This window comes from Nicoliella sp. ESL1120, assembly GCF_058508515.1.
This window is the reverse complement of the sequence record NZ_CP196383.1, coordinates 1,165,136-1,188,530: the sequence shown is the minus strand read 5'-3', so window position 1 is coordinate 1,188,530 and position 23,395 is coordinate 1,165,136. Positions and strand designations below refer to the sequence as shown.

25 protein-coding genes and 1 other annotated feature are annotated in these 23,395 nt (G+C 40.0%); of the genes, 21 read left to right on the top strand and 4 right to left on the bottom strand.

Translation table 11 applies throughout. The features are described 5' to 3' along the window. The first annotated feature begins 54 nt into the window (after positions 1–54). Together ACSYTE_RS05030 and ACSYTE_RS05025 are read left to right on the top strand one after the other, a co-directional pair. The gene (locus ACSYTE_RS05030; protein WP_491716370.1) at positions 55–741 is read left to right on the top strand and encodes a response regulator transcription factor; all 687 of its coding nucleotides are present in this window, start codon (positions 55–57) and stop codon (positions 739–741) included. Continuing rightward, entirely contained in the window at positions 738–2,300 is a 1,563-nt protein-coding gene (locus ACSYTE_RS05025) for a sensor histidine kinase (RefSeq protein WP_491716369.1), read from the top strand. The genes ACSYTE_RS05030 and ACSYTE_RS05025 overlap by 4 nt, the downstream gene beginning before the upstream one ends. Positions 2,301–2,344: 44 nt before the next feature. Here the strand turns inward: ACSYTE_RS05025 and yidC are convergent, their stop codons facing one another. Continuing rightward, a complete protein-coding gene (yidC, locus tag ACSYTE_RS05020; RefSeq protein WP_491716368.1) occupies positions 2,345–3,259 on the bottom strand; it encodes a membrane protein insertase YidC in 915 nt (304 codons plus the stop codon). A gap of 77 nt (positions 3,260–3,336) precedes the next feature. Further along, complete coding sequence (locus ACSYTE_RS05015) at positions 3,337–3,609, bottom strand: acylphosphatase (protein ID WP_491716367.1); 273 nt, start codon at positions 3,607–3,609, stop codon at positions 3,337–3,339. A 93-nt stretch (positions 3,610–3,702) separates the two neighbouring features. On the opposite strand from ACSYTE_RS05015, the gene ACSYTE_RS05010 reads away from it, so the two are divergent. From ACSYTE_RS05010 to greA, 8 genes are all read left to right on the top strand, one after another. Then, positions 3,703–4,470: a TrmH family RNA methyltransferase gene (locus ACSYTE_RS05010; protein WP_491716366.1), complete on the top strand. Its 768-nt coding sequence runs from the start codon at positions 3,703–3,705 to the stop codon at positions 4,468–4,470. A 12-nt stretch (positions 4,471–4,482) separates the two neighbouring features. Next, complete coding sequence (locus ACSYTE_RS05005; protein WP_491716365.1) at positions 4,483–4,968, top strand: HD domain-containing protein; 486 nt, start codon at positions 4,483–4,485, stop codon at positions 4,966–4,968. Positions 4,969–5,020: 52 nt separating this feature from the next. Further along, the gene (locus ACSYTE_RS05000) at positions 5,021–5,359 is read left to right on the top strand and encodes a winged helix-turn-helix transcriptional regulator (protein WP_491716364.1); all 339 of its coding nucleotides are present in this window, start codon (positions 5,021–5,023) and stop codon (positions 5,357–5,359) included. Positions 5,360–5,402: 43 nt separating this feature from the next. Next, positions 5,403–5,620, top strand: a binding site (T-box leader). A 42-nt stretch (positions 5,621–5,662) separates the two neighbouring features. Continuing rightward, on the top strand, positions 5,663–6,703 hold the full coding sequence (pheS, locus tag ACSYTE_RS04995; RefSeq protein ID WP_491716363.1) for a phenylalanine--tRNA ligase subunit alpha: 1,041 nt from the start codon (positions 5,663–5,665) through the stop codon (positions 6,701–6,703). 13 nt (positions 6,704–6,716) lie between these two features. After that, positions 6,717–9,131: a phenylalanine--tRNA ligase subunit beta gene (gene pheT, locus ACSYTE_RS04990; protein ID WP_491716362.1), complete on the top strand. Its 2,415-nt coding sequence runs from the start codon at positions 6,717–6,719 to the stop codon at positions 9,129–9,131. Positions 9,132–9,174: 43 nt separating this feature from the next. Further along, positions 9,175–10,305, top strand: a complete 1,131-nt coding sequence (gene mltG / locus ACSYTE_RS04985) for an endolytic transglycosylase MltG (RefSeq protein ID WP_491716361.1) — start codon at positions 9,175–9,177, stop codon at positions 10,303–10,305. Between the two features lie 15 nt (positions 10,306–10,320). After that, positions 10,321–10,995 (top strand): uridine kinase, encoded by a 675-nt coding sequence (udk, locus tag ACSYTE_RS04980; RefSeq protein ID WP_491716360.1) that lies wholly within the window; start codon positions 10,321–10,323, stop codon positions 10,993–10,995. 23 nt (positions 10,996–11,018) lie between these two features. Beyond that, the gene (greA, locus tag ACSYTE_RS04975; RefSeq protein ID WP_491716359.1) at positions 11,019–11,495 is read left to right on the top strand and encodes a transcription elongation factor GreA; all 477 of its coding nucleotides are present in this window, start codon (positions 11,019–11,021) and stop codon (positions 11,493–11,495) included. A 51-nt stretch (positions 11,496–11,546) separates the two neighbouring features. Here the strand turns inward: greA and ACSYTE_RS04970 are convergent, their stop codons facing one another. Further along, entirely contained in the window at positions 11,547–14,165 is a 2,619-nt protein-coding gene (locus ACSYTE_RS04970; protein WP_491716358.1) for a YfhO family protein, read from the bottom strand. 124 nt (positions 14,166–14,289) lie between these two features. Here ACSYTE_RS04970 and ACSYTE_RS04965 point away from each other — a divergent pair, with 124 nt between their 5' ends. The 7 genes from ACSYTE_RS04965 to ACSYTE_RS04935 all read left to right on the top strand — a co-directional run bounded on the left by ACSYTE_RS04965 (position 14,290) and on the right by ACSYTE_RS04935 (position 19,556). Further along, positions 14,290–16,350: a peptidoglycan D,D-transpeptidase FtsI family protein gene (locus tag ACSYTE_RS04965; protein WP_491716357.1), complete on the top strand. Its 2,061-nt coding sequence runs from the start codon at positions 14,290–14,292 to the stop codon at positions 16,348–16,350. A gap of 128 nt (positions 16,351–16,478) precedes the next feature. After that, positions 16,479–16,628, top strand: coding sequence for a 50S ribosomal protein L33 (gene rpmG / locus ACSYTE_RS04960; protein ID WP_219054531.1), 150 nt, complete (start codon positions 16,479–16,481; stop codon positions 16,626–16,628). A 47-nt stretch (positions 16,629–16,675) separates the two neighbouring features. Next, entirely contained in the window at positions 16,676–17,200 is a 525-nt protein-coding gene (locus ACSYTE_RS04955; protein WP_491716356.1) for a 5-formyltetrahydrofolate cyclo-ligase, read from the top strand. Between the two features lie 75 nt (positions 17,201–17,275). Further along, complete coding sequence (locus ACSYTE_RS04950) at positions 17,276–17,890, top strand: rhomboid family intramembrane serine protease (RefSeq protein WP_491717299.1); 615 nt, start codon at positions 17,276–17,278, stop codon at positions 17,888–17,890. 34 nt (positions 17,891–17,924) lie between these two features. Then, positions 17,925–18,152, top strand: a complete 228-nt coding sequence (locus ACSYTE_RS04945; protein ID WP_491716355.1) for a YqgQ family protein — start codon at positions 17,925–17,927, stop codon at positions 18,150–18,152. A gap of 2 nt (positions 18,153–18,154) precedes the next feature. Beyond that, positions 18,155–19,132, top strand: a complete 978-nt coding sequence (locus tag ACSYTE_RS04940; protein WP_491716354.1) for an ROK family glucokinase — start codon at positions 18,155–18,157, stop codon at positions 19,130–19,132. Positions 19,133–19,160: 28 nt separating this feature from the next. Further along, positions 19,161–19,556 carry a rhodanese-like domain-containing protein gene (locus ACSYTE_RS04935; protein WP_491716353.1) on the top strand — a complete coding sequence of 132 codons (396 nt, stop codon included), beginning with the start codon at positions 19,161–19,163 and terminating at the stop codon, positions 19,554–19,556. A 37-nt stretch (positions 19,557–19,593) separates the two neighbouring features. Here the strand turns inward: ACSYTE_RS04935 and ACSYTE_RS04930 are convergent, their stop codons facing one another. Then, positions 19,594–19,770 (bottom strand): DUF3042 family protein, encoded by a 177-nt coding sequence (locus ACSYTE_RS04930; protein ID WP_491716352.1) that lies wholly within the window; start codon positions 19,768–19,770, stop codon positions 19,594–19,596. A 113-nt stretch (positions 19,771–19,883) separates the two neighbouring features. On the opposite strand from ACSYTE_RS04930, the gene ACSYTE_RS04925 reads away from it, so the two are divergent. From ACSYTE_RS04925 to glnA, 4 genes are all read left to right on the top strand, one after another. After that, entirely contained in the window at positions 19,884–20,618 is a 735-nt protein-coding gene (locus ACSYTE_RS04925; protein WP_491716351.1) for a glycerophosphodiester phosphodiesterase family protein, read from the top strand. After that, positions 20,619–21,539, top strand: a complete 921-nt coding sequence (gene miaA / locus ACSYTE_RS04920) for a tRNA (adenosine(37)-N6)-dimethylallyltransferase MiaA (RefSeq protein WP_491716350.1) — start codon at positions 20,619–20,621, stop codon at positions 21,537–21,539. Between the two features lie 87 nt (positions 21,540–21,626). Further along, the gene (locus ACSYTE_RS04915) at positions 21,627–22,007 is read left to right on the top strand and encodes a MerR family transcriptional regulator (protein WP_491716349.1); all 381 of its coding nucleotides are present in this window, start codon (positions 21,627–21,629) and stop codon (positions 22,005–22,007) included. Between the two features lie 33 nt (positions 22,008–22,040). Beyond that, a complete protein-coding gene (glnA, locus tag ACSYTE_RS04910; RefSeq protein WP_491716348.1) occupies positions 22,041–23,384 on the top strand; it encodes a type I glutamate--ammonia ligase in 1,344 nt (447 codons plus the stop codon). Positions 23,385–23,395 lie beyond the last annotated feature (11 nt).

Genomic DNA, 23,395 nt, shown 5'->3' with positions numbered 1-23,395 from the left:
TATCTAATTTATGTTAAAATGGAATTATATGAAAAAATTGAAGGTGGGACAGTTATGACCAATGTATTGATTGTTGAAGATGAAAAAAGTCTCTCTCGTTTCGTTGAATTAGAGCTAAAGCATGAAGGATATGACGTTACGGTTGCTGGAAACGGTCGGGATGGACTTGAAGAAGCAATTAATGATGACTTTGATGTCATTTTACTCGATTTAATGCTTCCTAAATTGAACGGAATGGAAGTGGCACGGCGATTACGTGAAAAGAAGGATACCCCAATTATTATGATGACCGCACGTGACTCAGTAATTGATCGGGTATCTGGATTCGATCATGGAGCCGATGATTACATCGTAAAGCCATTTGCAATTGAAGAATTACTTGCGCGGATTCGGGCCCTCTTACGGAGAATTAAGATCGAAGGTCATCAAAAAGCCCAAGAACAAAAGGTGGTTCACTTTAAGGACCTTACGATCGAAAAGGAAAGTCGGATCGTGCGGCGTGGTGACGAGGTAATTGACCTTACCAAGCGGGAGTACGAATTACTATTAACGTTAATGGAAAATGTAAACGTTGTCTTAGCACGTGACGTTCTCTTGAACAAGGTGTGGGGTTACGATTCAGATGCTGAAACGAACGTGGTTGATGTTTACATTCGTTACCTGAGAAATAAAATTGATCGCGACGGCGACAAGAGTTACATTCAAACCGTGCGTGGGACAGGATACGTGATGCGTTCATGATTTCAAAACAAGATAAGCAACAATCACAAAACGCATCATCTGATGACGTTAGTAACGGGAGAAGATGGATTTCCTTAAAATGGAAATGGTCTGTCGGCACGTCGGTAGTTGTTTTTCTAGTTGTATCAATTTTTTCATTCTTAATTTATAATCGCTTTTCTGATGTATTATTAGATCAGGAAATGGACCATGTCAAAAGTACTTTGAATAGCGTTACGAATCGTTTGGAATCACTCGATAAGTTCGATCACGATAACGTTTACAATGTATTATCACCGCGCTTAAATCCAAATCAGCGCGATGACCAATTAGTGGCTCCTGATTCAGTGTTCAACGATTTATCGCGTAATAACACTTCGATCAGTGTTTCCGATGCGAAAAAACAGTCTTTATTTATGGTGGGTAATTCTAATCCGAAGCCGTTGACGCATTCGATCATTAGTAAACGGGTGTACAGCGATCGAGTGAACCATTCACTTGTGTTAATTGGTGATGCGCCCATCTTTAAACGGGGAACGCGGAGCGTGGTTGGTTACGTTCGAATCGTTGATCAGTTAAATGATTATCACTCATCAACGAACAAGTTAGTCGCTATTTTACTATTATTATTGATCATGACAACTGCGATATCATCACTACTAGCGTATGCTATGGCTGCTTACTTGCTACGACCAATTAATAAAATTAGGCGCACCATCGATGAAGTTAGTGATTCCCCGAAGACTTCTAAGCGGGTGCCCAAGCTAAATCAAAATGATGAATTAACTGATTTAGGGACCCTGTTCAATGAAATGCTTGATACGATGCAACGCTATATTGAGCAACAGCAACGCTTTGTAGAAGATGTTTCACATGAATTAAGAACGCCTGTGGCGGTGATTCAAGGCCACATGGACTTACTAAAGCGTTGGGGGAAAAAAGATCAAGTCGTGCTTGATGAGTCGATTGATTCATCGATTGCTGAAATTAATCGAATGAAAAGCTTGATTAATGAGATGCTTGAGCTATCCCGTGTGGAACAGGCCAGTTTAAATTATCGAGATCGCATCACGAATGTTGAAGAAGTGGTGGAACAGCAATTTAATGATTTTAAGATGTTGCATCCAGACTTTAACTTCACGTTTGATAATGACGTTAGAAAACCGGTTTATGCACAGATCTACCGTAACCATCTCGAACAGTTATTGATTATTCTTCTGGACAATGCGGTTAAATATTCAGCCGAGCGTAAGATCATTCACGTTTCATTATCCCGCAATATGCGAAGTGTTGAATTATCGGTTCAAGACTTCGGTGAAGGAATCAGTCAAGAAAATATGCGCAATGTTTTTGATCGTTTCTATCGAGTTGATAAGTCAAGAAGCCGTGATCAAGGTGGTAATGGATTAGGTCTATCGATCGCAAAACGATTGGTTGAGGCTTACCATGGTAAGATTGCCGTCGAAAGTTCAGTTGGTTCGGGTTCGATTTTTAGTGTCTCATTGCCAATTTTAAGCAAGGAACAACGATTGGCATTAGAAGCAAGGGATGCTGAAAATAATAATGAAGCTAACCTGTAGATAAAAAAAGAATTGATAATTTTAAAATTATCAATTCTTTTTATTTACTTGCGATTTTGTTTTCCAGCATTACGGTTCCGATTTCTCTGGTTATTATTACTGGATTGATTAGTTTGCTTAGGCTTATTTTCTGTGGCTACTAAGGATGATAAATCAACTTTTTTCGGTGGATTTTTTTTAGCAGCTTCGGCCACTTCTCTTCTGATCTTTGGACGGTACAGATTAATGATCAGGGTTTGGATACATGCAAAAATTCCGCCAATGAAGAAGTAGATTCCCAATCCAGCAGGAGCTTGAAAGGCAATTATTAATATGAAGATGGGACTAATGAATAGCATTGCCTGCATTTGTTTTTGTTGTTCTTTTGGTAGTCCCTGTTTGGATAATAAGGCCTGAATAATATAAGCAACGAATGAGAGGATTGCTAATGCGATGTTTTTATCGCCAAGCTTGATTCCAAAGAAAATGGTTTTGGAAAGTTCGGGTGAGAATCGAATTGCTTCGTACAGTGCGGCGAACACTGGTAGTTGAATCAAAATTGGTAAACATCCGATTCCACCAGTCATGCTGACCCCATTTTCACGGTATAGTGACATCATTGCTTGGCTGGCAGCTGCCTGTTCTTCTTGGGTTTTAGCAGCCTTTTGATGTTTTTTGATTTCATCTAGTTGTGGTTTTAACAGGCTCATCTTTTCTTGTTGAGTAGTAGACTTACGCATTTGATTAACCATCAGTGGCAATAGCACTAATCTAACTAATACGGTAAGGACGATCAATGCCCAACCATAACCACCAACGAACTTAGCGATCAAATTCATGATGCTTTCGCCTGTTTTACCGAATAGATCATAATACCATCCGTATGGTTGGCCGTTCTTATCGGTTTGGACACAACCACTTAATAATAGGACTAATGAACCAGCCATTGCTAGTGCACTCAGTCGTTTTAACTTTTTCATTTAAATCAAAAATCCTTCCTATAATCATCATAATATGCTATTTAAATATCGTAATTTAATCACGGCGAATTTGCAAATTAAATCGTGGTAAAATTATGAAAAGCATCGTGCTTAGTGAAACTAAGGTTAATATCAGTTACCTCTGCAGCACTGTTTGATGGTTGTCTAACTTGATCTACGAATTGATCTAATTGTTTGTGCTCACCTTGAGCCAAAATCCGTACTGATCCATCCGCTAGGTTCTCGACGGAACCATTAATATTGAGTTGTTCAGCAACTTGTTTGGTTGCCCATCTGAATCCGACCCCTTGGACGGTTCCATAAACGATTAATTCTAAAGTTGGTTTCATTTCATTACCTCTTACTTAAAAAATAGTTAACAATAAAATTATATCACAATAAATATGTTAGAATATTAATTGCGGATTATACAGGAGAAAATAATGGAAAAAATTACATCAAATCAAAATCGCCAGGTCAAAGCCTGGACGAAATTAAAAACCAAACACGGGCGCCAAGGGGCTGGCCAATACCTATTAGAGGGATGGCACTTAGTTTCTGAAGCCATTAATTATGATCAACCAATCGTTACGATAATCGTGACCCAAGCGCGGCTAGATGCTGACGGGGATTTCTTTGTTGATAAATATGATTATGTCGTAGTGACTAATGAAGTTGCGAACCACATTAGTGATACTAAAACCCCCCAGGGCATTTTTGCCGTGGTTGAAATTCAGCCGAGTGCCCAAGTAGCAGCTAATTATGCTCAAGGCGGATGGCTACTATTGGATCAAGTTCAAGATCCAGGTAATATCGGAACGATGGTTCGGACTGCCGATGCAATGGGGCTAACTGGAGTCGTTTTTGGTTCTGGAACGGCTAGTCAGTATTCTCCAAAGGTATCACGAGCAATGCAGGGCAGCCAGTTCCACGTTCAAATTGCTGAAGCAGACCTCGCTGAATGGATTAACGAATATCATGAACAGGGTTATCCAGTTTATGGGACTGAGTTAAATCCGAACGCCGTTGCGCTAAGTACAATTACTCCACAATCCAACTTTGCATTGGTAATGGGCAACGAGGGCAATGGAATGCAATCGGCGTTGCTTGCGACCACTGATGCTAATTTATTTATCCCAATGAAGGGAAATGCTGAATCCTTGAACGTGGCGATTGCTGCTGGAATCGTAATGTTTCACTTACAAAAGTAGGGAGGAATCATTTTGGATGCTTCTAATTGGCGCAATGATAAGGAGTACGTCTCAATCGTTTCAGATTTATTGGCGCAACCGTTAGTAAAGCGGATGGCCACGATCGTCCAACACCATCACTCTACCAGGCTTAATCATTCGATTTACGTTTCATACGTTAGCTATCGAATTGCTAAAAAATTCCATTTGAACTATCGGGCCATTGCACGTGGGGGATTGTTACACGATTTTTTCTTTTATGACTGGCGGGTCACTAAGTTCAATTTAGGTTCACACGCCTTTATTCATCCCCGCGTAGCATTAAAGAACGCTGAAAAAATAACTGAGCTTTCACCAATGGAACGCGACATTATATTAAAACATATGTGGGGCTTTACATTGGCACGACCAAAATACAAAGAGAGCGTTATTGTATCATTAGTCGATGATTATGCAGCAATTCATGAATTTTTAGGACCGTTTAACCGAAAAGTAAGGAAAATATTTGAAAAAATTTGAAATATCGATAAAATGGATAATACATGATTATTTATTACAGGAGGGATTTTTTATGGACGAATTAAAAGCTGATCAATGTGCTCCAGATTTTCACCTTTGCCCAAAGTTTCAAAAGACATTTGCGATTTTAGGCAAAAAATGGAATGGATTGATCATCGAAACATTACTAAATGAAGGCCCCCTCAGATTTAAGAACATTGCTAAGACGATTAGTAAGTGTAGTGATCGAGTTTTAGTTGAACGCCTTAAAGAACTAGAGGCCGAAGGAATCGTTTCCAGAAATACATTTAAGGATTCTTCATTGATCCAATATCAATTGACCGCAAAGGGACTAGAGCTAGAGCCCATTATGAGCTCAGTTCATAATTGGGCGAATAAGTGGTTCGCCTAAAAATAGGCTTGATTAATTGCTATGAATAGTTTAATATCAAACTAGATATGTTTCGATGAAAAATTAGTAGGTTGACCGTTTCACAGAGAAGCTATAGATGCTGAAAGTAGCTATAGGTCGATTGAATTCATTTTCTGAACAGATATTGGGAGTTTGTTAATGAACAAAAAATATCCGGTGATCACCGTTATTGATTTTGAGAGTAGATGGCTTTGATCTAGCATCTAAAGTAGGGTGGTACCGCGCAGCTTCGTCCCTTTTTGTAGGGATGAGGCTTTTTTTGTGCAATTAAGGAGGATAAAGATGAGTTTAAAGGATGAATTAAGTCAAATTCATGATCGTGGAATTAAAGCCATCAATGATGCGACTGATATTAAAGCAATTCATGAAAATATAAAGGTAAAGCTATTGGGGAAAAAGGGTCCCATTACTAAGGCGTTACGGGGGATCAAAGACCTTGCAGTTGAAGAACGGCCCAAGGTCGGTAGCTATGCTAATAAGATTAGAGATGACCTACAAACTGCATTGGATGCTAAGGTCGCTGAATTAGAAGCCAAGCGATTGAATGCTCAATTGGCTAATGAAAAAATTGACGTGACGTTGCCTGGTACACCAGTAGCCAAGGGTCATCCCCATGTCATTCAGTCGATCATTGATGAAATTACGGACTTGTTCTTAGGGATGGGTTATTCAGTGCTTAGCGGTCCAGAAGTGGAAGAAGATAAGTATAACTTCGAAATGATGAACCTACCAAAGGACCATCCAGCACGTGATATGCAAGATACTTTTTACATTACAGATGAAATCTTGATGCGGACCCAAACATCACCAATGCAAGCGCGGACGCTTGAAAAGCATGACTTCGACAAGGGCCCACTAAAGATGATCTCACCAGGGGTTGTTTATCGACGTGATACCGATGATCCCACTCACTCACATCAATTCCATCAAGTTGAAGGAATGGTGGTTTCTGAAAACGTTACGATGAGTGATCTAAAGGGGACCTTGGAACTATTGACCCATGAGTTATTTGGCGACAAATTTAACGTGCGGCTACGGCCAAGTTACTTCCCATTTACCGAACCATCAGTTGAGGCTGATATTACCTGTTTTAATTGTATGGGTAAGGGTTGTAGCGTATGTAAGGGCAGCGGCTGGATTGAAGTTTTGGGGGCTGGAATGGTGCACCCAAACGTCTTGAAAAATGCAGGCGTCGATCCTGAAAAATACACTGGCTTTGCATTCGGTTTAGGACCTGATCGGCTTGCAATGTTGAAATACGGGGTCTCAGATATTCGGGACTTCTATTTAGATGATGTCCGCTTCCTATCTCAATTTAACTAAGGAGTGTTAAAACATGCTTGTTTCTTATAAATGGCTAAAAGAATACCTGGACTTGAACGTCCCTGTCGATAAATTAGCCGAAAAGATCGAAAGAACGGCCGTTGAAGTTGATGGCGTAGTGCGTCCAGCTGACGGGCTTAAAAAATTAGTAGTTGGGAAGGTCGTTTCAATGGAAGACCATCCCGATTCAGATCACCTGCATATTTGCCAAGTTGATGTTGGTGAAGATGAACCGATTCAAATCGTGTGTGGTGCACCGAACGTTCAAGTTGATAAAAAGGTGATCGTCGCTGAAGTAGGCGCTAGGGTTGGCGATAACTTAAAAATCAAACGTAGTAAAATGCGGGGCGTAGTTTCCAACGGGATGCTTTGTGCGTTAGATGAAATTGGTTTTGCTAAGGATGTGGTCCCAAAGGAATGGTCAGAAGGAATTTACTTCCTGCCATCAGATGCTAAGGTGGGCGATGATGTTTATCCATACATCGGGATGGACGATGAATTGATCGACCTAGACGTTACCCCTAACCGTGGAGATATGTTAAGCATTTACGGCACGGCCCATGAACTAGCAGCGATCTATGATTTACCACTGAAATTAGACCATCCTGATTTAAAGGAAACTGGTAGCAATAAAACTAGCGATCTGATTAGTGCTACTGCTGATGATTCCATCGCACCGAACTTTAACGTACGGGTATTATCGAACGTCAAGGTTCAAAGTAGCCCCCTCTGGTTGCAGATTCGGCTTTGGAATGCTGGAATTAAGCCAATTAATAACGTTGTTGATGCTACTAATTACATCATGCTCAAGTATGGACAACCGATGCATGCTTATGATTACGATCAACTCGTGGATCATCAGTTGGTCGTTCGGCACGCCAAGGACGGGGAACAATTAAAGACCCTAAATGAAAATGATAATGAATTGGTGGCAGATGACATCGTGGTGGCAGATGCTAAGCAACCAGTGGCGTTAGCTGGAGTAATGGGTGGTTTTGATAGCCAAGTGACTGCTGATACCAAGACCGTTGTGTTAGAAAGTGCTACTTTTGATCCAGTCAAGGTCAGAAAGACTGCACAACGTCATTTGATTCATACTGATGCTTCCCAACGCTTTGAAAGAGGTGTTGATCATGGTAGTGTTCAAGAAGCTTTGAATGCCGCTGCTGAGTTGATTAGTACTGATGGGAACGCGGTCGTTGAAAATGGAATGGTAACGGCCAGCGATGACCATGCCCAACCACGCGTGGTTAAAACTACTGCTGCGCGGATCAATCAGGTATTAGGAACTGAACTAAGCATTTCTCAAATCACTGCAATCTTTGAACGATTAGGCTTTTCAGTTGTGGAAAATAGTGGTGAATATACCGTGACCGTGCCAGTGAGACGTTGGGACATCAGTATCCCAGCTGACCTGTTCGAAGAAGTTGCAAGAATTTATGGCTACGATAACATCCCTAGTACATTGCCACTTAGTCGGACGACGGTTGGTCGCCTAACGCCTAAACAAGCGCTAATTAGAAAAACGCGCAACGTTTTAGAGGGCGCTGGATTGACCCATGCGATTTCATATGCATTAACTTCCGCTGATAAGGCAGCTTCATTTATGATGCGGCCAAGTTTTGCTACGAACCTAAGTTTCCCAATGAGTAGCGATCATACGACCCTTCGGATGAACCTCTTAAGTGGGTTATTAGATGATATTGCATATAATCAAGCCCGCAGCGTCAACGATGTAGCTTTATATGAACAAGGACGCGTTTTTTATAAGGATGAAGAATCACAATCACGGCCAATTGAAGTGGAACACGTTGCCGGGGTAATTACGGGTTCTTTGACCCCTAGTGCTTGGGATCATAAGTCGACTGAGACCGACTTCTATCAAATTAAGGGAATCGTCGATTTATTGTTAGCTGAATTGAACGTTGCCGGAGATGTTGAGTATAAGGCTACCGATCAATATTCAGACATGCACCCAGGGCGGACAGCTAACGTTTATGTCCACGGACACTTTGTAGGGTTTGTGGGCCAGATTCATCCGAGTGTCGCTAAGCAATACAAGATCAAGGCGACCTATGGATTTGAATTTGATCTACAACAGCTAATTGATATGCCTAAACAAGACCAACAATCAACAGCCATTTCTAAATATCCTTCAGTTAGTCGTGATATCGCAATGCTAGTTGATCAATCGGTTACGAACCAACAGATCATATCCGTCATCAAGAAACGGGGGGGCGCATTTTTAACTGACGTCCACCTCTTTGATATTTTCGAAGGCAAGGGGATTCCAGCTGGTAAAAAATCAGTTGCATATTCACTTACCTATCAAAATAAGCATGATACAATGGTTGATGATGATGTTAATAAAGCATTTGAAAAGGTTACAAAGGCACTGCAAAATGAATTTGACGTCACAATTCGTTAATTTGAACCCGCTCAAATGTTCAAAACGATTGGGGGCGGATTAATTGAGCGAACATCATTCTGATTCTGATCAAGATCCGCAGGAAGTTGCTAAGTTTGGTAAAAAGATCATTCTTTGGATCGTTTCGATTTTAATCATTTTATTCATATTCATTGTATTTTTAGGGCATAATTACATTAAAACATCTTTAAAGCCTTTGAATCCGAACAATCACCAAACAACTGAGGTCAATATTCCAATGGGGGCCTCGGATAAAAAAATTGGTTCGATTTTGCAAGATCAAGGGATCGTGAAAAGCGGGATCGTATTTAATTATTATGTAAAAGCCCATAATATTAATAATTTTCGTTCTGGGTACTATGAATTTTCACCCTCAATGAGCTTGCACCAGATTGCGAGCCTTTTGAAAAAGGGTGGCTCCGCTGAATCCATTCGGGCTTTACGTGGTAAGGTAGTGATCAAAGAGGGTGACAATATATCGACGATTGCCGATACGGTGGCCCAACGAACTAATTACAGTCGTAACGAATTCCTTAGTTTAGTCAATGATAAAAGCTTTGTTAAGGAACTTGCTAAACGTTATCCAAAACTGCTAGCTTCACAGACTAAGAGTAAGGATTTACGCTATCAATTAGAAGGGTATTTATACCCTGCTACTTATAGTGCGAATGGCACCAGTAATTTGAAGCAATTAGTTACCCAGATGGTTGCTAAGTCCGATGCGGAATTAAAACCATACTATAATCAAATCAAGAAAAAGAATTTAACCGTTCAACAGCTATTGACGATTGCCTCACTAGTACAGGGGGAAAATGTTAATACTAAAAACGGTGCAATTATTGCTGGAGTTTTATATAATAAAATCAATGCTGGATTACCTTTGAATTCTTCAATTGCGGTAGCATATGCTTCGAATAATTATTTGCATAAATTGACCAAAAGCGATTATCTGGTAAAATCAGCATATAACCTTTCGATTTACACTGGGTTCGGACCAGGTCCGGTCAACAACCCCAGTTTAAACTTTATCCTTGCTGCATTAAATCCCAAGGAACAATCAAAGGGTTATTTGTATTATTTAAATGATCAGAGCAATAAGCGCGTCTTTTATTCTCAAAATCAGATCAGTTCACTAAAAAGCATTAGTAAAGACACGACGAAGCAAGATGACTAGGGGAGATTTATAATTATGACAGAAAAAAGAAAACGGCCGGTTGTAATTGGGGTTACGGGTGGTTCCGGAAGTGGTAAGACAACTGTTAGTCGGGCCATTTTTAACCACTTACTAGGCAATTCGCTAATGATTTTACAACAAGATGCTTATTATAAGGATCAATCACATAAAACGATGGCACAGCGTGAATTAACCAATTATGACCATCCATTAGCTTTTGATACTGATTTATTGATTGAACAAATCAATCAACTACTGGATTATAAATCCATTGAAAAGCCAGTCTATGATTACACCCATTTAACAAGAAGTACCGAAACTGTGCATCAAGACCCAATGGATGTTATCATCTTAGAGGGAATTTTAGTTTTGGATGATAAAAGACTTCGTGACCTAATGGACATCAAGGTGTTCGTTGATACTGATGATGATATTCGACTGATCAGAAGAATTAGACGTGATACCCAAGAACGAGGACGGACGGTGGATGAAGTAATCCAGCAATATTTGGATACGGTTCGTCCAATGTATCATGAATTTATCGAACCAACTAAACGGAATGCAGATATCATTATTCCTGAAGGTGGAAAGAACGAAGTGGCAATTGATTTATTAACCACTAAAATTAAGTCCATTTTAATTCAACACGGTGATCATCGTGTTGAAAATAACATTGACACATCAATTTAATTAAACTTGAAAGGATGATTTAAATGCCAGCTGATGAAAAATTTCCAATGACTGCTGAGGGGAAAGCGAACCTCGAAAAGGAATTAGACGATCTTCGCTTGAATCAACGGCCCCAAATTATTGAAAGAATTAAGATTGCACGGAGTTATGGTGATTTATCAGAAAACTCCGAATACGAATCCGCTAAGAATGAACAAAGTATGCTAGAGGGGCGTATTTCGACCATTGAACACATGCTTCAATATTCAGAAGTGGTTGATAATGCAGATACTGATTCTGACATCGTGAACGTTGGGAAAAAGGTTACCTTTGTTGAACAACCAGATGGTGATGCAGAAACTTACCAAATCGTGGGAGCTGCTGAATCAGATCCACTGGAAGGAAAGATTTCTAACGATTCGCCAATTGCAAAGGCCCTATTAGGCAATCGGGTCAATGATGTTGTGACCATTAAAATTCCTGCTGGTGATATGACCGTTAAGATCACTAAGGTTGAGTAATGCTTAGATAAGCGTAAAAAAAACGAGTTCAGTTTGCTGAACTCGTTTTTTTTATGCTTTTGGTTTGCGTTTGATGATTATTAATCCACCGATGATAATCAGAGAGACGGCTGATATGATCAATCCTGGAGTGAGTAATGGTGGCCAATATGATAGTTCGAAATCATACTTCCCTGGTTTGAGCTGGGCCCCAATGAACATATTCGACCACTTCTTAATTGGATGTGGTTTGCCGTTCACTAGCAATCGCCAGCCCTTCGAATAAGGAATCGTTGTTGTTAGGGCTTGTTGATTCTTTGTGATCTCGATCTGCCCCTTGAACATGCGGCTGTTAAATGCGGTAATCTTGGCGGCGTGTTGTTTTAATTGATTTACTTGTTTTTCGAAGGCTTGGTTGTTGAATTGGTAGAGCGTAAAGTTTTGCAATAATAAATTCGTTTTCAATAATTCAATATTGATCGTGATCGGTTTACCCTTGTCATTTGAGGCTACGTTTGCAATCACGGTATTACGAAAAGTAGGGTATTGATTTAAAACCAATCCATTGCGATAGACCTTCACGTTTTGGCTATCTTGAGAACTACCGAAGTTGATTGAACTGCCGAACGTTAGGTAGTACGAGTCATTAGTCTTTGGTGTAAACGTCAGCATCATGCTGGCTGGTTTTAATAGATCTTGTTTTTGAATAAACGTCCCTGTCAAATTGGATTGGTGTGGAACGTTTCTAAAGATTGAACTATCAAAATTGATGGCTGTAAATAGGCGATCATTGGTATCGTTACCCATCATATTATTTATGATATTTGATTGATAACGGGTCGGATCAGTCGCTAGATTACTTTGGAAGACCTGTTTGTTACTTGCAAAAGCGATCGGGAGGGCTTCTTGGTTTTCGTACGTTTGCACGTGATCCCTAGTTCGCAAAAGGTGGTAACGATTCAAGTCTGGTCTAGTCGTAAGTGGCTGTAAATATTGATCAGAGCTAGGATTATCGGCATTGAGCCAATATTTCATTGAGAGCAGTGAATCTGATAGCACGGTTCCGTTCGAATATTCGGTAAAGCCATCCCCATCTGGTTGACCAATGTTTTCCATGAACTGGGGCGTGGCCCGTTCGAAAGTAGAGGAGAAATGGTCACCACCATTATAGCTGACCTCGAATGGATCATCCTTAGTTCGGTAAAATGTCTTGCCGATACGGTAAAATGAATCGTCATTATCCTTGATTTGATCGACCGGCCGTTTTAAGTTGCTGGTGTAATCAACGTAATTGGAATTGGTAACGTATGAAATATTGTTCAATGAACTAAAGACGTTATAACCCATTTCTCCGCAGATTAGGATAATGATAGCGACTGGAAAGTAATTATTGTTGCGCACCCAAAATATCAATAGGGTGGCTGCAATCATCAGGATAATCCCGATGGAAACGTTTTCTACCGTTAAGAAATTATTGAAGGTCTTAAAATTGAACGTAATGTAAAGGATCCCACTAGCAATGATTGCAATTACCACTACTTTGGCCCATTCGCGAAGGAAGTCGATTTGATTAAGCGCTTGACAAGCGATCCAGACCAACCAAAAACAAAAGATAAATGAAAAGCGGTATGGATACCAGATTGGGAATTGCATTGCATGCCAGAACAAATCGAGTGGCTGGAACATCATCGAGATAACTAAAAACCCAGTGATCAGTCCAGCAGCGATTCTTTGGCGAAGTTTGAATCGATTGATAAAGAAAAATGAAACGAATCCGATAATGGCAACGCTACCGACAAAGACGTTCGGCGTTCCGTTCGGCATCTGTTTAAAGTTAAATGCGCCGTTAAAGAACTTAGCTAGCATCTTGAGTGGAGCGTATTCAAACTGCCATTTGAATTTGGTGACCGTGTAACTCGCCTTACTGATTAACAGGGCCGCAAAAGTCGGCATTAATAAACAGGCGGCCAGTCCTCCCGCAAGTAAGGAACTGATTGCATACCGAATTGTATTGCCAATAAATTGGCGTTTTGAATGCCATTTGGTTATTGAATAGTATGCAAAATACAAGATTGAAAAAATACAGATCATGTAGGCCATATAGTAGTTAATGATGAGCATTGCTGCTAAACTAAATAGGTATGTTTTCCACTTTTGTTCATCGATGAGTAGTTCAATTCCTAAGACGATCAATGGCAACATATACATTGCGTCTAACCAGATTAAGTTAAGTTGGTTAGCGATGATCCAGCCGTTCAGTGCGTATACGGTTGCCCAACCTGGGATTAAAATCTTTGAAGTAGCGGTTTTTTTGAAAACGAGATAACCAAAGCTCAGTCCTGCCAGTCCGTATTTGATTAAGGTGACCAATAAAATGCCGCTTGAGAGGTTTTTTAACGGGAACAATAATAAGATTAAGTTAATGGGACTAGTTAAGTAATAAGCCCATAAACCGACCATTTCACCCCCGAGAGCTTTAGAGAATGAATAAAAGATGCTGGTCGGGTCTGAGATGATGGCGTGCTTAAAATAGGCATAAAAATCGACGTATTGTTGGCCCATATCGACAGTTAAAATACTTTGGTCACCAAATGGCGCCATGTTGCGATAAGCGAAGTAACATGCCATAATAACAAATGGAATTAAAAAACTGAGAAATAAGAACCAATAAGTTTTACAAAAGCGTTTCATTAAATTTCGCACCTCAAATATAAAATAAGTTAAAAAAGCAATAATTTTATTGTACAATCAATCAGAAGTAAATAAAATATCATTATAGGAATAATTATGAAATGCGTAAGGGGATTTAATTGTTTTGAATAATTTTTTTAAGGGCCTTTTTAGTCACCATAAAAAAGATGGTGAATCCAAGATTTCATTCCGATTGAATTTTATATTCGTAATCGTTGGAATCTTGTTTGCTGCGTTAATTGGTAAATTAGCGTATTTGCAAGTGATCGATGGGAATCAATACAAGGCTGAAGTTAATCGTTCAGATACGACGATCAAAACTGATAATGTCCAACGGGGGATGATTTATGATTCGACGGGACAGTTATTAGTTGGTAATAATACACACCGCGCGATTACATACACTAAGGGGATCAATGTTTTACCATCTAAAATGTATGAAATTGCAAATGCATTAAGTCAATACATTACCGTACCGACCGATACCTTAACCAAACGGCAAATGGCGAATTACTATATTGCCAATCCTACTAACGCTGAAAACGTTAAAAATAAGCTCAATGGTAATTACACGACTGATAATTTGACTGAAAAAGAAGTCGACTACGTTTTAAAAAACGTTGATTTAAATAGTAAAATGGAAAATCCAGCAACGATTTATACCAAGATGAACGGGGCTTATCAACTCTCAACGACTTACATTAAGACCAATAACGTAAGTAACAAGGAAGTAGCTGAAGTCGGCGAGCACATCTCCGAAATGCCTGGGATTCAAATTGGGACGAGCTGGTCACGTGAATATCCACAGGGCAGTGCCATTCAAAGTATCATCGGAACGGTGTCATCTGAAAAGGTCGGTTTGCCTAGTGATCGGATCAATGAATTGCTTTCTGAAGGATACTCTAGAAATGATAGCGTTGGACAAAGTTATTTGGAACAGTTGTATGAACCAACGTTAATGGGAACGAAGGCCCAGACCCAAGTGGAAGTAACAAGGGGCACTAGTGTGACCAAGGAAATTAAAAAGTATGGTGGACAAAAGGGTGATAACCTGCAGTTGACCATCAATAATAAGTTCCAAAACAAATTGCAAAGTTTAGTGCGCGATGCTGAAAGTGGTAGTGTTGGTGATTCAACTGGTGCTTATGCCGTGGTAATGAATCCCCATACAGGTGCGATCATCGGGATGGCCGGTGTCAATCGCGATCCAAAGACTGGTAAGGTCACTTCCAATGAACTAGGGGCGATTAATAACTCCATCGTTATGGGGTCCGTGGTAAAGGGAGCAACCGTGTCAGGAGCGTTGATGGATGGTGTGATTACACCGACGAACGATATTTTGACTGAAAAACCAATTATCACTGGTGGAACTAAGAAGACTTCTTGGTTTAATAAAAATGGTGAAGCGAACATGAATATCGATGCTTCGACCGCTTTGGAAGTTTCATCTAACTCCTATATGATGCAATTAGCCATGAAGGAAGGCCACTTTAAGTATGTCGAAGGTGGTCCGTTGACCATGAACCCAGACGTCTTTAATACGATGCGTGGTTACTTTAATCAATTTGGTCTCGGTGTGAAAACGGGAATTGATATTCCTGGAGAATCAGCCGGAATTCAAGGGCTAGGTGGCGCTGCTAATATCGGGCATGCCTTAGACCTTTCATTTGGGAACTATGATGCATACACTACTTTACAGATTGCACAATATATTTCGACGATCGCAAATGGTGGCTATCGTCTACAACCTCATATCGTCCAATCGATTCGAGGAACGACTGCGAGTGGTAAGCTAGGACGTGTTAAGTATTCATTCGAACCAAAGGTCTTGAACGAAATTAACATGACGCAGGCCCAAAAGAAGGTCGTTACCGATGGATTCTATGATGTTGTCCATGGGACTAATGAGTACAAGACTGGAATTAACTTAAATACGATCAAGCCATCCGTATCAGCTAAGACGGGGACTGCGCAAACTTACTATGGTGGTAAACACGGTAACGAAACGGTTACACTGAGTTTAGGTTCGTATGCCCCTTCATCAGATCCACAAGTGGTGGTGGCCCTAGCAATTCCGAACTTGCCAACCGATGCAGAAGACAATAACACTAATTTGGCGAAGGAAATTTACGCTGCTTACTGGAAATATGTCCAATCAACTTCGACATTGAGCAATGCAAATTAACTGTTAAGTAATTTTCCTTAACAATCTTTTTGAAATTACTAGCAAAATGACTGAAAAAATGATAGAATGATTTAGTCAATAGTTGTTAAACTCAATTAAAAAACTAATTAATGTTTGGGGGGATAATAATGCGCGTACACATTACCTTAGAATGTACTGAATGTCACGAACGTAACTACTTATCTAGCAAGAACCGTCGGAACAACCCCGATCGTCTAGAACTAAAGAAGTATTGTCCACGTGACCGTAAAGTTACTTTACACCGTGAAACAAAATAAGGCTTGGGGGTTAACCCAAACCTTTTTTATTATCTAGGATAATTAAAATGAATAAAAAAGCACTTAGAAATCAAATTATAGCGGCTTTAAAAAACACACAGCATGTAGATCAAAATTTATATCAACAGCTATTTACGCATCCAGATTGGCAATCTGCTAAGACAGTCGCAATTACGCTTAGTTCTGCGATTGAGCTTGATACCGCTCCAATCATTGCACAAGCTTTAAAGGCTGGTAAACGCGTCGTAGTACCGCGCACGCTACCCGACTTTCAAATGGAATTTGTTACTTATGATGCCACGACAAAACTGTTTAAAACGAAGTTCGGGATTATGGAACCAACGAATGGACTGGTGATCGAAAAGCATTTGATTGACCTGATCATTGTACCAGGGCTCTCGTTTGCCACCCAGACCCACGACCGACTTGGCTTTGGGGGCGGATTTTACGATCGTTACTTGGCTGATTATTTAGGCAATACGATTAGCTTAGCTTTACCTGCTCAATTGTGTGCGGTTCCCAATTGGGACGTAAACAAGTATGATATAAGGGTAAAAACAATTATTAGCTAATGGGGTGCATTTTTGAAAAATAGGGGAGCACAAATCAATTCGAAACCGTTCGTTACCTATACACTATTAGGGATAATGGGATTGGTGTTCATAGTGATGAGTCTGGATGGTGGAACTGCCGATGTTGCTAATCTAGTTCGCTTCGGGGCTAAATATAATCCGTTGATTATTGATGGTCAGCTCTGGCGATTAGTAACCCCGATCTTTATTCACCTGAGCATTACCCATATTTTATTTAACGGAATTACGTTATACTATATGGGAACTCAACTAGAAACGTTATTTGGCCACACTCGGTTCGCTTTGATTTTCTTTATCTCAGGAATTGTTGGTAATTTAGCTAGTTTTGCATTTAATGATGGGCTGTCCGCAGGGGCTAGTACTGCGATCTTTGGATTGTTCGGCTCCTTTTTGATGATTGGAGAAGTCTTTTGGGAAAATCCATATATTAAGCAAATGACGAGATCATTTATTTTCTTTATTTTGTTGAACTTAGGATTTAATCTTTTTTCATCCAGCATCGATATCGCAGGGCACATTGGTGGTTTAGTAGGTGGGTTCCTATCCGCCTATTTTGTTGGGCTACCAAGAAAGCGCTTTATTTCATTACCTAAGCAGATTTTAGCTACAATCACACTAGTTATCATCGCAGTAGCCTTATTCTATGTCGGATATGTTGGAAAGTACTAAATTATTAGTGCATTTTACTTTAGGATGTGGGACAATGAAAACGTTGTATGATGTTCAACAATTACTAAAACAATTTGGAATTTATGTTTATGTTGGAAAACGACTGTGGGATATCGAAGTAATGGCCCTCGAATTGGATCATTTACACGAGGCTCACGTTATTTCTGACAAATCTTTTATCAACGCAAAATTAGTTCTGAATCATGAACATAGGATTGAAGAACGAAAAGAAGCGCGGAAACACGATTTAGGAGGAATTTAGTAATGGCAGCAAATAAATTAATTGGAATTGACTTAGGTGGGACTACTACCAAGATGGCTTTTTTAACTACTGACGGTCAAATTTTGGACAAGTGGAAAATTGATACTGACGTTAGTGAAAATGGTAGTCACATCGTTCCAAATATTATTAAGTCAATCAATGAAACCATGGATAATGCTAACCACGTTAAAAGTGATTTCATTGGAATTGGAATGGGGACCCCAGGAACTGTAAACCGTGAAAAGGGAACTGTTACAGGGGCATATAACCTCAATTGGACCACTCCACAACCAATTAAGGAACAAATTGAAAAGGGTGTTGGCCTTCCATTCGTTGCTGATAACGATGCCAACGCTGCATCATTAGGTGAATCATGGCGCGGGGCCGGAAGTAAGGAAAGCGATGTTGTCTTCGTTACCTTAGGAACCGGAGTCGGTGGTGGAGTTATCGTTGATGGTGAATTAGTTCACGGAATCAACGGTGCTGCTGGTGAAATTGGTCACATTACCGTAGTTCAAAACGGTTACCTATGTACTTGTGGAAAGCGTGGTTGTCTAGAACAATACGCTTCTGCTACTGGGATCGTTCACGTTGCCAAGGACTTAGCTGCTAACTTTACTGGGACTTCTCGGTTAAAGGAATTAGAAGATGCCCGCGAAGAAATTACTTCTAAGATCATTTTCTACTTAGCAGATAATGGTGACATTTTAGCTAACCAAGTCGTAGATCAAGTTTGTTCATACTTAGGACTTGCATTAGGAAACATCGGAAACATCTTTAACCCAGGAAGTATCGTGATTGGTGGAGGGGTTTCTAACGCTGGAAATACCCTCTTACAACCAACGACTAGATACTTCCAAGAAAATGCATTTAAGCCAGTTCGTGACTCTACTCGCATTCGTTTAGCCCAATTAGGGAACGACGCAGGGGTAATGGGAGCTGCCGAATTAGCTGAAAAGGCATTTGGAAGTAGCAAATAATTTTTTGCATGAGGGGACTGATTAAATTTTGTCAGGCTTAACATTTTTCATTACGCTTATTGTTATTTTAGCCGTTTGGGGGGCATGGTTTCTCATCAATCGTTACCGACTAAAACAAGTCGCAAATGTAATTGATGAAACCCAATTTAACGCGTTAAAACGACGCGCCCAAATTGTTGATCTGCGTGAAAAACGTGATTTTAACGCTGGCCATATCTTGGGAGCACGGAGTATTCCGTATTCTACCATTCGTCAATTTTATGGCGATATTCGGCCTGATTTACCAGTCATTTTATATGATCAAGGGCAAACCATTAGTACACGCGCGGCACTACTTTTGCATAAAAAGGGGTATCGTCAGATCTACGTCTTAAAAAATGGTTATCGAAATTGGAATGGCAAGACTAAAAAAAGAGATGCTTAGTTTAATATAAGCACCTCTTTTTTTAGTTATTATTGATTTAGCCTTGGTGTGCAGAACGGCTCTTTCTTAATGAACGCTTTCTGTTTTCTTCATACTTAGCTTCTTGATCTTCGATTGGATCAACGACTGCTTTTTTGAATGAAAACATTGCACCTGCAACACAACCGACAGTTGCGAATACGCCAGCTAAAAATCCTTTACTGAAATTGCGCATAGTAAAGCCTCCTCTTTAGATTTACTTTCAATTATATTATGCTTTATTTATAGTAATTTATCCAGTATGATGGATAAGAATTTTAATATTTAAGGCAAAGGATGCTGTTAATTATGAAAACAATGATTTTTGCACACCGTGGCGCTAAACATGATGCACCAGAAAACACCTTGGTAGCATTTGAAATGGCGATTCAAATGGGCGTAGATGGAATTGAAACTGATGTTCATTTAACAAAGGATCGGCAGTTAGTTATTATTCATGATGAGAATGTTCAAAGAACCACTAATGGGCATGGTTTAGTTAAGGACTTTACTTTGGCAGAATTAAAACAGCTAAATGCTAATCAAACCCATCCGAAATTAGGCAAGCAGAGGATTCCGACATTGGATGAAATGGTCCAATGCTTGGTGCAAAATCATTTTACGGGGGCCTTGAACCTAGAAATTAAAACTGATCATATTCATTATCAAGGGATTGAGTCAATGGTTGCTAACTACTTTGCGACCCATGATTATGATTTTAGTTTGATTTACTCTAGCTTTAACCTGGCGACTACGGAGCAGATGGCTCGACTAGCTCCGCAGGTCGAAACTGCGGGACTGATGATTTATCATTACCGTTCGATGCGGCATCTATTTAAACAAAAATTAATTCATAATTTTCATCCAGAAGTTAGGATATTGATGGCCCACCCCATTTTTAGTTTTCATCGTTACTTCAGACCGTGGACCGTCAACCAAAAGTTCGAAATCGCATTTTGTTTGCATCGTCACTATCACGGATTGATCACTGATGATCCGCGGTTAGCGTTGCAAATGCGCAAAAAAATTCAAGGGGATATTTAATTGCAAAAGGTATTAGGAATCGTAGGGCCAACTGCGGTTGGTAAAACAGCATTATCCATTCAATTAGCAAAGCAATTCAATGGCGAGATTATTTCAGGAGATTCGATGCAGGTTTATCGTCATTTAGATATTGGAACGGCTAAGGTGACGCCTCAGGAAATGAATGGTGTTATCCATCATTTAATCGATATCAAAGATGTTAACGAACGCTACTCAGCTGCTGATTTTATTGCAGATGCGACCCATTGGATCGATGACATTAGCGCACGGGGGCGGTTACCAATTATTGTTGGTGGGACTGGCTTTTATTTGCAGGCCCTCTTGGATAACCTTGCTTTGGGGGGCGATGATGAATCCGATCGAAAGCTCAGAACTGAGTTAAAAGCCCAGGCGCAGTCGATCGGTAACTACGCAATGTGGCAACGTTTAAAGCAAGTTGATCCCGTTGCTGCAACGCAAATTCCAGTTAACAACGTTCGCAGGGTAATTCGGGCATTAGAGGTTTACCAAAAGACGGGGCACCGATTCTCTGAACAACCCCAATTGGCATCGAATCAATATGACTCGCTTTTGATTGGATTGAATGCAGAACGTGCGTTAGTCTATGAGCGGATTAACCAACGCGTTGATTTGATGTTACAAGACGGATTGCTCGATGAAGCCCAGTGGCTATTATCACAAGGTGGAACTGATTTACCTGCTGGAAAGGGGATTGGTTATCGAGAACTGTATCCATACTTAAGTGGAGCCATTGAACGAGACGTCGCAGTTGCTAAAATAAAACAGGATTCAAGACACTATGCCAAACGACAACTAACCTGGTTTCGGAATAAAATGAATGTTAAGTGGTTTAACTTATTACAACACCCGACGACATTAAAAATGGTTGAAGAAACCGTTCAAACGTGGTTAAATAAATAAAACGGATTCTGATGTTATAAAAAGTAACATAAATCCTTGACGGATGGAAAAAAGATGATATGATTATAGATGTTGGAGGGAAACGTTATGAGCGAAAAAGAACTACGCCGTTCATTATCGGTATTGCCGATTGGAACTGTAATGAAATTAACCGACTTGACTGCAAGACAAATTAGATATTATGAGGAACAGGGATTGGTATTACCCAAGCGTAACGAGGGGAACCGTCGCATGTATTCTCTAAATGATATCGATCGAATCTTGGAGATTAAGGACTTCTTAGGAGAAGGGTTTAACATTGCGGATATTCAAGCGGTCTTTGCCAAACGAGAGGCTAAACGCAAGCAGGAACAAGAATCATTATCGAAGTCGATTTCAGATGATGAAGCAAGGCGTTTATTGCATAAGGAGTTTTTAAATCTCGGTGGACTAGCTGATAATGGTAACCCTTTTAACAATCCGATGTAAAAATTGATTTCCAACGTGAGGAGCGATTTATTTATGGCAACTAAGCATGATTACACAAAAGATGACATCAGACGAATGGTTAAGGAAGATAACGTTAACTTTTTAAGATTAATGTTTACCGACCTATTCGGAACTGTTAAGAACGTCGAATTACCAATTAGTCAATTAGATGAATTATTGGATGATAAGATTATGTTCGATGGTTCTTCAATTGAAGGATTCGTTAGAATTGAAGAAAGTGATATGTACCTATTCCCAGACCTTTCTACTTGGATGACATTCCCATGGAGTGAAGAACATGGCAAGATTGCTGGAGTGATTTGTTCAGTTAGAAAGCCAAACGGAGAATACTTTGAAGGGGACCCTAGAAATAACCTTGTTCGGGTCTTATCAGACATGAAAAAGGCTGGTTTTTCATCATTTAACATTGGACCAGAACCAGAATTCTTCTTGTTCAAGATGGATGAAAATGGCAATCCTACTACAAAGCTGAATGATTCAGGTAGTTACTTTGACCGTGCTCCAATGGATCAAGGTGAAGATTGTCGTCGTGAAATTGTGCTTACATTGGAAAAGATGGGCTTTGATGTTGAAGCTGCCCATCACGAAGTTGCTCCAGGTCAACATGAAGTTGATTTCAAATACGCAAATGCGTTAGAAACTGCAGATAATATCCAAAACTTTAAGATCGTGGTTAAGACGATTGCTAAGAAGCATGGTTTATATGCAACCTTTATGCCAAAGCCACTTAGTGGAATTAATGGTTCAGGGATGCATATGAACATGTCATTATTTAACGAAGATGGTAACACCTTCTTTGACAAAAATGGTGAATTAGAATTATCAGAAACTGCTTATTACTTCTTGGGTGGATTATTGAAGCATGCCAAGGCCATTGCTGCAATTGGTGATCCAACCGTTAACTCATACAAGCGTTTAGTACCTGGTTATGAAGCTCCTGTTTACATTGCATGGTCTGCTTCAAACCGTTCACCACTTGTTCGGATCCCTGCTTCTCGTGGAATGGGGACTCGTTTGGAACTACGGAGTGGTGATCCTACTGCTAATCCATACATGTTCATTGCAGTGCTACTAGAAGCTGGTTTAGATGGATTAAAGAACAAGATCAAGCCAATGCCTGAAACTAGCCGTAATATCTACAAGATGGATTCAGAAGAAAGATCTGATAACGATATCGAAAGTCTTCCAGAAACATTAAAGGATGCTTTGAATGAATTAGCTAAGGACGACGTTATTAAGAACGCACTTGGCGAACGTTTGATCAAGGGCTTCACGACTGCTAAGCACCTTGAATATGACGCATACAAGATTCAAGTTTCTGAATGGGAACGTAAGCAATACATGGAACACTATTAAAATAAAAATTA